Consider the following 13521-nt stretch of genomic DNA (forward strand, 5'->3'; position numbering starts at 1 on the left):
TATCCAATCGTTATAAAATTAAGCAGCTGTTGTATTACTTTTCGGCAAGAGGCTCGCCTTCAAACGCGATACCATTCCAGCCATGTGCCATAAACTGCCTGATGTTTTGATGCGCATTGCCCTCAGGGTCGGCTAAAACAGCGCGATAGTGCTCTGCAAATAAAAGCAGCGTGTTCTCAGCGCTTAGCTGGTTCAATTGTGCAAAACCAAAAACCCTGGCACTACCCTGATTTTGTGAAGCTTCGTTATACACATCACCGTTTTTAAATGCTGTTGGTGTGTGCTGATAGTACTTTTCTATCAATTCGAGCACCTCGCTAAAGGCGAGGGTATTTTGTTTTGCTTTAAGCAAAAGTGTATCCAGTTGATCTTTCATTATATAAATTGTATCGAGGCAGCTAATCAAGTAGCTGATGTATCTTCTTCGCAAAACTACAATATCATTACGTTACGCTCACCTTGAATTTAATAATCGTATCAATTATCGTTTACGGCTTACCGTCGGCACAACAGGCAAGCCCTCGTTACCTGCAGCGCTTACAGATTGTACGGCAAAAAAATAATTGTCCTTTGAGTAAGGCAACTTAATTTTAGTATCGGCAGTGAATATCTTTTTTTGCCATACCGGGCTGGTTGTTTCGCGCATCAGTATATAGTAACCGGCTACCTTGCCGGCTGGCGCCCTCCAGCTAAGCTCGGTAGAATTACTGAGCGCCACAACCGCTATATTAACGTCCTGCGGTGCCTGCGGCGATTTGGCCAGGTTAGCCAGGTTACTCAGGTTCATGGCGGTATTTTTTCGCAGGTACTCATAATCCATAAACTCTGGCAAATCCCCATACTGCACGCCATTCTCTACCCGTACATCCTGATGCTGGTGGTTAAAATTCTCGTTCATTTCGGTTATGCGTACGGCAGCATATCCCTGTTGCTGGTAAGGCAGGTGATCGCCGCCGCGCAAAAAACGGTCGGGCCGGTATATCATTACCACCTCCAGGTTATCTACATACCGTTCTCCAACTTCCTTCACATAACGGGCCAATTGCCGCGATGGGCCGTCGTTCTCCAACCCCATGGCGCGTATGGCCGCTGCTTTTTGCTCGTTCAGTTCAAACGCAGGCAATCCCTCACTAAAAACGCGAACGCGCGTATTATTGATGATATTGGTTTCGTTACTGTTATTGCTGCCCATTATGTCGTTGTTCAGCACGGCCTCTATGTGCCACTTGTTGCGTTTGGCATTGGCAGCCATAAAGCCGGCGCCCAGCAAGCCCTGCTCCTCTCCGCAAACAGCCACAAAAATTATCGTAGCCGGAAATTTGTGCCTACTCATAATCCGGGCACATTCCATAACGGCGGCTGTACCGCTGCCATCATCATTTGCGCCGGGTGCTATACCTGTGCGATCCATCACGCTGCTCCGCATGTTATCCATATGCCCGCTAATAACGAAGATGCGATGGTCGTTCGGGTCGGTACCTTTTAACGCGCCAACTACATTGGTGAGCACTACCGTGCTGTCAATACGTTTGCCATCAGGTTTGTAAGTGCTTGTATCAAACGCGACCGTAAACCTTCCACCGGATGCGGCAGTAAAACTTTTAAACCTGCTCAATATCCAGTTCCGCGCGGCGCCAATTCCCCGTTGAGGGTTTGTAGTGCTGCTAAGTGTATTACGCGTGCCGAAACTTACCAGCCGGACTATGTTATTCTTCATGGAATCTGCAGATACCTCCGAAACCATCGAGGCGATCTCGGCATCGCGTTGAATGATCACCGGCGACTGGGCATACATACGGTTTACCGTACAGGCGGCAATTACAATAAGTAAGCATTTCTTCATCGTGTAAAAATGTATCTGTTAAAAATAAGGATGGTATATCAATAATAACACTATAACGCCATGTATCTTTTTAGTTGCAGTACAGCGTTAATGCGTTTAAATACCACCATGTATCCGATTTTAAAAAAGTAGATTACCTTTATACATCAACTAACCTGCTTTTTCATTTTTTATGTTAGACAGTTTTCCGTTCTATCTATCGCTTGCCGTAGCCATTGTTTTAATTGTTATGCTGGCCAACCGCATCAAGGTAGCCTACCCGGTTCTGCTGGTGTTAGCCGGGTTGGCGCTGAGTGTTATACCGGGCATTCCGCAGGTGCATATCGATTCGGAGCTGATTTTCGTCATCTTCCTGCCGCCGCTGCTTTACGAGGCCGGCTGGCAAACCTCGTGGAAAGAGCTATGGCGCTGGCGGCGTATTGTGAGCAGCTTTGCTTTTGTGGTGGTATTTTTCACCGCGTTTTCGGTGGCGCTGGTTGCTAACTACTGGATACCGGGTTTTACGCTTGCGCTTGGCTTACTGTTAGGTGGCATCGTATCGCCGCCTGATGCCGTGAGTACCGCTGCCATACTGAAATTCGTAAAAGCACCTAAGCGGCTAACCTCTATATTAGAAGGCGAAAGCCTGCTAAATGATGCTTCATCGCTTATTATATTCCGTTTCGCGTTTATAGCAGTAGGCACCGGGCAGCTTGTATGGCATGAGGCCGCGCTATCATTTGTGTGGATGGTTATTGGCGGAATTATGACCGGTATCGTAATAGGCTACCTGGTTATGCAGGTGCATAAACTTTTACCCACCGATGCCAATATGGATATTATACTCACGCTGGTAACGCCCTATGCGATATATATCTGTGCCGAAGAAGTGCACAGCTCGGGTGTGCTTGCCGTAGTGGCGGCCAGTTTGTTCCTGTCATACCGCCGGCATAATTTTTTAAGCAGCACCGCCCGTTTGCGGAGTATTAACGTATGGGAAAGCCTGAGCTTTTTGCTCAATGGCCTGGTGTTTTTACTTATCGGGCTCGACTTGCCGCAAATTACCGCTGAATTAGGGAACGTGAGTATGAAAGCCGCTATCGGTTATGGCCTGCTGGTTACCGGCGTACTGATAATTACCCGCATCATTGCTGCTTATGGGGCAGTTTTTGTAACGCTTATAGCCCGTAACTTTATTACGGTGGCAGACGACCGGCATCCCGGCTTTCGCACGCCGTTCATACTGGGTTGGGCAGGTATGCGCGGTGTGGTATCGTTGGCGGCGGCTTTGTCCATACCTACACACTTGAGCGATAATGTGCTTTTTCCACAGCGCAATCTCATTTTATTCATCACATTCATCGTTATACTTACCACTCTGCTGTTGCAAGGCCTTACATTGCCTTTGCTGATCCGCAAAATGGGGCTTACCGACCCGGATGAAAAGCTGCCCGAAGAAAAGATGTACGCCAAGCTACGCAGGCAGTTAAATAAGCTTGCGCTGAATCATCTCGAGAAGAAATATCCTGAAGGTCTGCACGATCACCCGGTACTGCAGCAAATGGCTCAAAAGTGGCGGTTAAACAGCGATGAACCGGCCACCGCCGATATGCCCGACGAAACCAAAGATGTGTACAGCGAGATACTTGAACAGCAGCGCAACTGGCTCATAAAACGCAACCTCGAAACTTTTGCCATTACCGAGGAAGTGATACGCAAGCATTTGTTGTTTCTGGATCTGGAAGAAGAGAAGCTGAAGTATCTGTAACTATAACATTCCAAGCGAGTGCCCGAAAGTAAACGTGAAGCTTGTGCCTTTGCCAGGCTCACTGCTTACTTTAATATTTCCGTTGTTTGCCAGTACAAACTCATATGAAAGCATTAAACCAAGGCCGGTCCCCTTTTCGCCGTGTGTGCCGCGCTGACTGGCATTCAAGCGTTTAAAAACCTGCGCGGCCTGTTCAGCGGGCATACCAACGCCGTTATCCTTAACATAAAAATCCAGTTCGCCTTCTTCGGCACCGGCTAAACAGCCAACCATAATGTAACCGCCTGTTCCGGTAAATTTTATAGCGTTTGAAAGCAGGTTACGGATGATAAAATCGAAATGATCCGCATCGCCATATAAGGTAATATCCTGCGCGATTTTTGTGTTGATGATGATCTGTTTTTCGGCAGCAGCGTTTTTAAACAGGCGCAGGTTCTGCGCCACAATCTCAGCCGGATCAAAACTAACCGCGTTTACCTGCTTGCCTTTCAGCTGCAATTGCCCCCAGCGCAGCAATTTGTTCAGCACATCCAACGATGAATCGCAATTATGCTGTAATTCAGTAACCACCTGTTTACGTTCCGACGCAGTGAGATCATCATCCTCAAGCAACGACAAAAAATTCTTTAACGTAGCCAGCGGCGCGCGCAGATCGTGCCCTAAAACGGAGAATAATTTATCTTTACTCTGGTTACTGGCTACCAGGTCGGCGTTCAGTTGCTGCAATTGTTTGTTATAGGCACGTATACGGGCATAAAAAATAATTACAATTACCAGTATGGCAACTACGGCAATCGCTATAAAGATTGTTACACGTTGCTGAGAGCGCTGCTCATTATTTACGTATTTTAATTTTTCCACGCTTGACTGGCTTTTCTGCAGATCATAGCTGGATTGCAGGTTGGCAATTTCAGTAGCCCGGGCCAAATTAAAAAGGCTGTCGCTTAACGCGCGTTCACGCCTGTTCACTTCAAACGCGGCTTTGTAATTGCCTTGTTGCTGGTATATGGCGGCCATACGCTGCAAGGTTTCAATCGCTATCTTGCTCGCCTTTTTTTGATAAGCCAGGGTAACAGCCTGTTTTAAGTATGATAACGCTTTATCAGCATCCTGAAGCTTGTAAGTATCGGCCAGCCCGTTAAGCGTTTGCAGTTCGCGCAGGTAGTTTTTTATCCGCCTCGCCCGCTCTAAAGAGGTGAGCTGTATTTCTGCCGCCTTTGCCGTATTGCCTGCCTTAGCGTAAGCCATGCCGAGGCCATTAAGCAACGTTACGTTTAGTCCTGCATATTGCGGCACGTTGCTTAGCGCAATACCTTTTTCATAATAGTTAATGGCCTTTTTTATCTCACCTGTTGCCGTATAAACTACACCGTAATTATTATAGATATAAAGCGTAAGGCCGCTAAGCGGTAGCGTTTTCGAGATCGATTCGGCTGTTTTCAGATAGCTTAATGCAATGTCGTACTCTGACTGGCCCATGTAGGCCTCGGCCAGCGTGATGTTGGCTTCCATAATTCCGGGCCTGTTATTGTTTTTCTCGTGCATACGCAGAGCCCTGAAAAAGTAACCCGTGGCCTTATCAAAGCTGCCTTGGCGCATCTCTACTACGCCTAACCTGATTATCTCGCCGGCAATACCGTCACCATTTTTAATTTGCTCATATAGATGAATGGCTTTCAGATATTTCTGCCGCGCGGCTGAGAAACGGCCCTGGTTCTCATCAATAATACCCCAATGGGTAAGCATCACTGCCTCGCCTTTTTTATTGCGTAGTCGTCGGCTTAGCTCAAGCCCTTTTTTGGCGTAAAAAACACCTGAATCAGGTACTGAAAACCTGTATTGAATTACAAGCTTCTCGTAGTCCTCCACGGTTTTCGGAGTGTTGCCGGCAAAAGCCGTAGTGGTTATGATAACCAACATGGCCAGGCCAATCCACCGGGTCAATAAATACCGTATAGCACCAATTGCTTGCATTAATCAGGAAAACGTGTTCAAAAATACGCATTTAGCCTTATTTTAAATTAACGCCATTACATCGTTACATAGTACCGCATAAATCGTACTGCACCATAAAGCAGTTTAACCCTTCATCTGCACATAATAGTTGCCATAGCATAAAGTGTTTATTGGAAAGGTCAAACCCGCCGCCATTTTAATTGTTGATAAAAATATTCAATTAAAGGTAGAAATTATGAGCCTTAAGGAGTACGAGAAGAAAAGGAACTTCAGCAAAACCTCAGAGCCGAAAGCCGGCCGCAGCATGGATAAAGATCACCTGATGTTTGTGATACAAAAGCATGATGCCAGCCGCCTGCATTATGATTTCAGGCTGGAGATGGATGGTGTACTTAAAAGTTGGGCGGTGCCCAAAGGCCCGTCAACCGATCCGCAGAACAAAAGGCTGGCTATGATGGTTGAAGACCACCCTTTCGATTACCGTAACTTTGAAGGTGTTATACCCAAAGGCGAATACGGCGGCGGTACTGTTATTGTATGGGACGAAGGAACTTACGAACCTATTGAAGAAATCAAAGGTAAAAAAGCCCAGGAGAAGCATCTGCTGAAACAGTTAAAGGAAGGCTCGTTGAAAATACGCTTGCATGGCGAAAAACTACAGGGTGAGTTCGCGCTGGTAAAAACGCACGGCATGGGCGAAAACGGTTGGCTGCTTATTAAGCATAAGGATGAATTCGCTTCAAAGAAAGATGTCACTAAGCTTGATAAATCAGTCCTGTCCAACAAAACCATCGCTATGATGGAAAAAACCAGCGAAAAGGTTTGGCAAAACGGGCACGAAGAAGATGTAGAAAAGCCGAAGAAGACAGCTAAAAAACCGGCAGCCAAAAAACGGCAACCGGCCATGGCCGACGATAAGCTGGAAAAGGAAACTCAGGAAAGCGAAAAACCTGACCTTAACGTTGACGACTTGTTAAAATCAGCCCCCAAATTAAAAGCGCCAGTCAAAATTAAGCCTATGAAGGCTACCCTGGTTGATGAACCTTTTGACGACGCTGACTGGCTATACGAGGTAAAATGGGACGGCTACCGAGCCATTGCGGTGATTGATAAGGATAGCGCGGAACTGATATCGCGCAACAATATTCCGTTTGATAAATATTATCCGATCAACAAGTTACTAGAGGATTGGAAAATCAATGCTGTAATTGACGGTGAGATTGTGGTTTTAAATGATAAAGGCACATCCGACTTTGGCGCGCTGCAAAACTGGCGCAGCGAAGCTGATGGTAACCTGGTGTATTACGTGTTTGATATACTTTGGTATGAAGGAAAAGATTTAACTCAATTAGCATTAGATCAGCGCCTGGCTATCCTGCAATCCGTTATCCCAACTGATGACGACCGCATCCGCCAGAGTAAATCATTCGCCGCTAACGGTGTTGAGTTTTTTGAGGCGGCAGAGAAGATCGGCCTCGAGGGTATCATTGCCAAAAAAGCCAGCAGCGTTTACACGTCCGACCTTCGCTCGAAAGAATGGCTCAAGATAAAAGTACAGCGCCGCCAGGAAGTGGTTATAGCCGGCTTCACTAAAAATGCGGGTACATCCAAAGCTTTCAGTGCACTGATTTTAGGCGTTTACGATGGCAAGACACTACGCTACGCCGGCAAGGTAGGCACCGGTTTTTCAGACAAGCTGCAAAAAGAGATGATGGAGCAGTTTAAGCCGCTGATAACAGACAAAGTTCCGTTTGATGTAGAGCCGGATGTGGATAAACCATCGCGTTTCAGGCCGCAGCGTATGGGCGCCAAACCAACTTGGTTAAAGCCCGAATTAGTTTGCGAGATCAACTTTGCCGAAGTAACCAGCGACGGCGTTTTCAGGCAGGCATCATTTAAAGGCATGCGTGTTGATAAAAAGGCGAAAGATGTAACGCTGGAAACCCCGCAGGACACCCAGGATACCGTTGAGGAAACAGATGCCGAACCAAAAAAATCGCATCAAGCCATAAAACCGCCTAAGGATAAGCACCGCAAAACGCTGCTCAATCCAAAAGATGAAACCCAGGTGCGCAAAATTTGCGGGCACGATATTAAGTTTACCCACCTGAGTAAAGTATATTGGCCGGAAGACAGCATCACCAAGCGCGATATGTTTAACTACTACTACCGCGTAGCAGAATATATTTTGCCTTACCTGGTTGACAGGCCGATGTCACTCAACCGTTTCCCTAATGGTATTCATGGCAAAAGTTTTTATCAAAAGGACGTAAAGGGCAAGGCGCCCGAATGGATTACCAAAACCTTCCCTTATACCACCAGCGATGGCGAGCATAAGGAATACCTGGTCGGGTCGGATGAATCATACCTGCTGTGGATGGCCTCACTGGGTTGTATAGAGATGAACCCATGGTTTAGCCGCGCGCAATCACCGGACAATCCTGATTATTGCGTGATTGACCTTGACCCGGACAAAAACACGTTTGACCAGGTGATAGAAGCGGCGCAGGAAGTACACAAAGTGCTGGACGCGATCGGCGTACCATCGTTCCCTAAAACATCGGGATCAACAGGTATACACATATACATACCTATGGGTGCCAAGTATGATTATGACCAGACACAAATGTTTGCCAAGCTGATTGTTCAGCAGGTGCATGAGCAGATACCTGATTACACCAGTTTGGAACGCATGATTAGCAAGCGAAAGGGTAAAATGTATCTCGACTTTTTGCAGAACAGGCCCGGAGCAACCATAGCCTGCCCCTACTCGTTACGGCCAAAGCCTGGCGCCACCGTATCTATGCCGCTTAGCTGGGATGAAGTGAAGCCCGGACTAACCATGCGCGATTTTCATATTAATAACGCCAAGGACCGGCTTAAAGAAACCGGCGACCTGTTTAAAGGCGCTTTAGGTAAAGGCATTGATCTGGAAAAAACACTAAAAAAAGCACAAAGCATATTCAAATAATCATGAACGTAATTAAAAATATGATAGGCGGCCTTGCCGGTGCAGTGGCCCTCAATATATTGCACGAAACCCTGAAACGAATTGACCATAACGCGCCACGTGTTGATCTAGTTGGCGAAGAGGGAGTGAACAAAACTATTAAAGCAGCAGGTGGGCAACCGCTAAGTGGCGATAAGCTGTATGCAGCAGCCCTGGGCGGCGATTTAATCAGTAATGCACTTTACTATAGCACCATAGGCTTAGGCAAAAGGAAACACCTGCTTGCACGTGGGGCGGCATTGGGGCTCGCGGCGGGCTTAGGAGCCGTGACGCTACCTGAAAAAATAGGATTAAGTGACACACCGGTAACTAAAACATCCAAAACAACAGGTATGACGGTTGCTTACTATCTGTTTGGTGGCATAGTTACCGCGTTAACCATAAAAGCGCTGCGGAAATAATGCTGCCCGAAGAGCTTACCCGGTTTTATGCGGGCACCAGCAATGTGGAGTTGCCGGTGAAGAACAAGCTACAGTTTCCGGATGAGTTTAAGGATAGAAGTCGCTTGTGTTATTATGCCAGCTTGTTCAACACCGTTGAAGTAAACAGCACGTTTTACAGGTTGCCCATGCCTTCAACCGTAAAAAAATGGGCGGACGATGTGCCGGATAACTTTCGCTTTACGTACAAGCTATGGAAGCGGATAACCCACAATAAAGGTCTGGAATTTGATCCTGCTGATGTAGTGCGTTTTCTTGAGATAATAAAGCAGGCCGGCGATAAACGGGCATGTTTGCTAATTCAATTTCCGCCATCGCTACAGGTAAACCATATTCACCGGGTGCAATATTTGCTAAGCGTTTTAAGAAACAGCGGTAATGACTGGAGAACGGCCGTTGAATTTCGTCATAAATCATGGTATACCGACCGCGTGTATCAATTGCTCAGCGACTTTAATGCTACATTAGTATTGCATGATCTGCCTGCATCGGCTACTCCTTTACAGGAACCTGATACTGATTTCGTTTACCTGCGTTTTCATGGGCCTGATGGTGGATACCGGGGGAGTTATACGGATGATTATTTAGCCGAATATGCTTCCTATGTTAATGAATGGCTTGATGATGGCAAATCAGTATACGCTTACTTTAACAATACCGTTGGAGACGCGGTAAACAATTTGATTACACTGCGCAACATGGTGCTTGCTGACGGATAGCAAATGAGGGGTTTATATCCGAAAATTATTTGTTACCTACAACATAGCCTATTAAAAACGCGATGATGATCAGCGCCAGGCAAACGTATAAACTGATCTTAAGCGATTGTACCTTTCGGTTCAGATCAATTACCTGGGATTGATTGGCCAGCTTCTCGTTTTGCAGGCGCATGTTTTGCTGCTGTAGTTTGGCAAGCGTGCCGCCCACTTCGTTAGGGCGTTGCTGCTCTAAATGGTAGCGACGAGTAAAGCCACCCTCCTTCAAAAACTTTTCGCCTTTGGGTTTTAGTATGAGTTTCTCGGGCAACTCAAACTCACCATGGCTGCCTGATACTACCACCAGATCTTCGCGTATCAAGGCCTGTACCATGGCAAAGGCAGCGGCCTCGTCTTGGTCGAAAAGACTTAATATTTGCCGACGTGTTAAGCTATCCGGAACGCCGAATGATTCCAGCATAACATCCAGCATCTCACATTCATATTCGTTCAGATCGGTCATTTTTCAAAAATAATAAATAAGATGCTTTAAAGTACCGATATTTTCAGCGTGATAATATAAAATAGCGCTAAAACAAGAAAAGCAGCCTTTATCGGGCTGCTTTTATGTCTGTTTGTGCGGAAGAAGGGACTCGAACCCCCACGCCTCGCGGCGCCAGATCCTAAGTCTGGTGCGGCTACCAATTACGCCACTTCCGCATTAGGATTTTTACAGGCTGCAAAGATAGCTTTATTTACTTATTATTAAAATAGAATTTAAACTTTCAAGGTAAGTAGCTAATCCTCTTGCAATTATTTTTTTTGTATGATTAGTAGGCATTCTCTTCGCCGCGTACTGCGTTCCAAAATGTCAGGAATATGATCTTCATATCCAGCAGGAACGACCAGTTTTCCAGGTACCATACATCCGCTTCAACGCGCGCCATCATGTCCTCGGTGGTTTTAGTTTCACCGCGCAGTCCGCGTACCTGTGCCCAGCCGGTAATACCAGGCTTTAAAAAGTGGCGCACCATAAAACGGTCAATCAATGCAGAATATTCTTCGGTATGCTTAAGCATGTGCGGGCGCGGCCCTACAACCGACATATTGCCAATCAGCACGTTAAAAAATTGCGGCAACTCGTCCAAGCTGGTCTTGCGCATAAACTTGCCTATCTTGGTTACGCGGTCGTCGTCCTTAGTGGCCTGCTTTTTATCCGAATCGTTATTAACCTTCATACTGCGGAATTTGTAGCAGTTGAACGACTTATTATCACGACCTGAACGCGCCTGAACAAAAAACACCGGTCCTTTTGATTGCATTTTAATAATGATAGCCAAAATCGGGAACAGCCAGCTAAATACAAATAAGATGATAAACAGCGAAAAACCGATATCAAAAAACCGTTTTATAGCACGGTTCAGGATATTTTCAAGCGGCTCGGGCCTGATAGAAATAACCGGTATGTGCCCGAAACTTTGTATGAGCGTTGGCTTTATACCGTAATCATAATAATCGGGTATAAATTTAAAACGGATCAGGTTTTTATCAGCCTCAAGCATTAACCGTTCTATTTTTTTGGCCTCGGTACTGGGCAGCGTACAGAATATTTCGTCTACACGGTTACTTATTGCGTAGCTGATGCTATCGTTAGTGTTACCGAGATAAAGTTCCTCATTGCGTAGTTTGGCGGGGTTATCATCAAAAAAGCCTACCACACGATAGCCACGGCTTGGGTTGGTGTTGAAGAAGTTAGCCAGGTCGTTACCAATACGCCCCGCACCTATTATGATGGCACTTCGCGAATCAAGCAACAACGCCCGGTCGCTTCGGCGAATGCTTAAGAAAATCAGTTTCCAAAAACCTAACAGAAACCCGAATAATGCAAGCGAATAAAACAAATACTCGCGGGTGATGAAGTATGCCTTGGTGCCGATGAGTATGATAATGGTAAAACAAATAAAGCTTACAAATAAAAAATAAGTCTTTATTAATCCGCGATAGGTACGGATGGAATCCTTATTCAACACATGCTCATAAAGCCCGGTAATATTTGCAGAAAGCAACCATATCAGGTTAAAAACCAATACAATAGGCAGGTAGTTTTTATTACTGATCCAGGAGATGTATGATTTATCTTCTATCAAATAAGCGATCACCATACTTAAATTCAATATGATGTAATCGATAGTTAGGTTGATAGCTTTAATAAAAGTAGTATACCTATGGATCATAGAAACGAATAACTGTAAATTAGACAGCTAAAAATTATTAAGTTTTTAAAATTTAAACCTTAATATTATGAATTTTCAGCCCTGACACCAACAAAATTAAGAAAATTAAATTCCCCTGCTAATAAAATCACACAAATTAACCTTTTCATTAACGGTACGCGAATTAATTAATATTCAAATATCTATACATTAAGCAACACCTGAAATTAATTTAATATTAAATATAAATATTTTATAAATATTAAAATGGTGAACGCGCACCCGCTACAACCTGCCATTGATTATATTTCTGTTGAGCAGTCCTTTTAAATCATAAATCACAGCATTCTGATCTCTTTTTAAGAGATTATAGTCAAGCTTCAAGAATTCATCGTGCGCTACGGCAACAATAACAGCGTCGTATTTTTTATCAAGCGCTTGCTTATCGGCAATTGTAGTAATACCGTACTCCGCTGCAACCTCGGCAGGGTTAACCCATGGATCGTACACAACGTAATTAGTCTCAAACTCATCGAGTACCTTTACAATGTCAATAACCCGGGTATTACGCACATCGGGGCAGTTCTCTTTAAAGGTAAAGCCTAACACCAGCACCTCGGCTTTCTTTACCGGTATGCTGTTTTTTACCATCAGCTTGATAACCTCTAAGGCTACATAGGTACCCATGCCATCATTAAGCCTGCGGCCGGCTAATATTATTTCGGGATGATAACCTACTTCCTGGGCTTTTTGCGCGAGGTAATATGGGTCAACTCCGGTACAGTGCCCCCCTACCAGCCCGGGTTTGAATTTCAAAAAGTTCCATTTGGTACCGGCCGCTTCAAGCACATCATTGCTATCTATCCCTAACAAATTAAATATTTTTGATAGCTCGTTCACAAAGGCGATATTGATATCGCGCTGGGCATTTTCTATCACCTTGCTGGCTTCGGCAACTTTAATACTCGGCGCCTTATGTGTGCCTGCCGTGATGATGCTGCGGTACAAATCATCAATAAAACCAGCCACCTCAGGGGTAGAACCCGATGTTATCTTAAGGATGTTGGTAAGTGTGTGCACCTTATCACCCGGATTAATACGCTCAGGCGAATAGCCTGCAAAAAAGCCCTGGTTAAATTTCAATCCCGAAACGCGCTCCAATATCGGCACGCATACCTCTTCAGTTACTCCTGGGTAAACGGTTGACTCATAGATTACCACATCACCATCAGTAAATACGCGGGCAACGGTTTCGCTGGCTTTTTCTATCAGGCTTAAGTCGGGGCGGTTATGCTTGTCGGTTGGTGTAGGTACCGATACGATGTAAACATTACAGCTTTTTATATCCTCAGCGTTCGAGGTTAGTTGCAGGCCCGTATCATCATCCCTTCTGTTTAATACGGCTTTTAAATCTTCTTCCGCAATCTCCAAAGTACGATCATACCCTTCAAGTAATTCGCCAATACGCCCGGCACTGATATCAAAACCCCAAACCTGATATTTTTTAGCGAACTCCACCGCTAACGGCAAGCCTACATAACCAAGACCAATAATTGCTATCTGAACCTTTTGAGGCGATATAAATACGGATGATGGACTAACGGTATCTGTCATTTT

10 protein-coding genes and 1 tRNA gene are annotated in these 13521 nt (G+C 45.3%); 4 read left to right on the forward strand and 7 right to left on the reverse strand.

The features are described 5' to 3' along the window. Positions 1-34 precede the first annotated feature (34 nt). Together ABD960_RS11320 and ABD960_RS11325 are read right to left on the reverse strand one after the other, a co-directional pair. The gene (locus ABD960_RS11320; protein ID WP_345331266.1) at positions 35-376 is read right to left on the reverse strand and encodes a HopJ type III effector protein; all 342 of its coding nucleotides are present in this window, start codon (positions 374-376) and stop codon (positions 35-37) included. Between the two features lie 105 nt (positions 377-481). Beyond that, a complete protein-coding gene (locus ABD960_RS11325) occupies positions 482-1843 on the reverse strand; it encodes a M28 family metallopeptidase (protein WP_345331267.1) in 1362 nt (453 codons plus the stop codon). 172 nt (positions 1844-2015) lie between these two features. Between ABD960_RS11325 and ABD960_RS11330 the strand changes: the two genes are divergently transcribed. Next, complete coding sequence (locus ABD960_RS11330; RefSeq protein ID WP_345331268.1) at positions 2016-3590, forward strand: Na+/H+ antiporter; 1575 nt, start codon at positions 2016-2018, stop codon at positions 3588-3590. Here the strand turns inward: ABD960_RS11330 and ABD960_RS11335 are convergent, their stop codons facing one another. After that, on the reverse strand, positions 3591-5564 hold the full coding sequence (locus ABD960_RS11335; RefSeq protein WP_345331269.1) for a tetratricopeptide repeat-containing sensor histidine kinase: 1974 nt from the start codon (positions 5562-5564) through the stop codon (positions 3591-3593). It lies immediately after the preceding gene. Between the two features lie 217 nt (positions 5565-5781). On the opposite strand from ABD960_RS11335, the gene ligD reads away from it, so the two are divergent. From ligD to ABD960_RS11350, 3 genes are read left to right on the forward strand one after another with little or no spacing between them, the layout of a single operon-like run. Continuing rightward, the gene (ligD, locus tag ABD960_RS11340) at positions 5782-8517 is read left to right on the forward strand and encodes a DNA ligase D (RefSeq protein ID WP_345331270.1); all 2736 of its coding nucleotides are present in this window, start codon (positions 5782-5784) and stop codon (positions 8515-8517) included. 2 nt (positions 8518-8519) lie between these two features. After that, entirely contained in the window at positions 8520-8957 is a 438-nt protein-coding gene (locus ABD960_RS11345) for a hypothetical protein (protein WP_345331271.1), read from the forward strand. Beyond that, the gene (locus ABD960_RS11350) at positions 8957-9715 is read left to right on the forward strand and encodes a DUF72 domain-containing protein (protein ID WP_345331272.1); all 759 of its coding nucleotides are present in this window, start codon (positions 8957-8959) and stop codon (positions 9713-9715) included. Before ABD960_RS11345 ends, ABD960_RS11350 begins: the two co-directional genes overlap by 1 nt. Positions 9716-9740: 25 nt before the next feature. On the opposite strand, the gene ABD960_RS11355 is transcribed toward ABD960_RS11350, so the two are convergent. The 4 genes from ABD960_RS11355 to ABD960_RS11370 form a co-directional block, all read right to left on the reverse strand. Further along, a complete protein-coding gene (locus ABD960_RS11355; RefSeq protein WP_345331273.1) occupies positions 9741-10214 on the reverse strand; it encodes a hypothetical protein in 474 nt (157 codons plus the stop codon). A 115-nt stretch (positions 10215-10329) separates the two neighbouring features. Further along, positions 10330-10411: transfer RNA gene (locus tag ABD960_RS11360), tRNA-Leu, on the reverse strand. Between the two features lie 110 nt (positions 10412-10521). After that, complete coding sequence (locus tag ABD960_RS11365; protein ID WP_345331274.1) at positions 10522-11925, reverse strand: undecaprenyl-phosphate glucose phosphotransferase; 1404 nt, start codon at positions 11923-11925, stop codon at positions 10522-10524. A gap of 264 nt (positions 11926-12189) precedes the next feature. Continuing rightward, the gene (locus tag ABD960_RS11370) at positions 12190-13518 is read right to left on the reverse strand and encodes a nucleotide sugar dehydrogenase (RefSeq protein ID WP_345331275.1); all 1329 of its coding nucleotides are present in this window, start codon (positions 13516-13518) and stop codon (positions 12190-12192) included. Positions 13519-13521: the final 3 nt, after the last annotated feature.

This window comes from Mucilaginibacter defluvii (assembly GCF_039543225.1).
Taxonomy (GTDB): Bacteria; Bacteroidota; Bacteroidia; order Sphingobacteriales; family Sphingobacteriaceae; genus Mucilaginibacter; species Mucilaginibacter defluvii.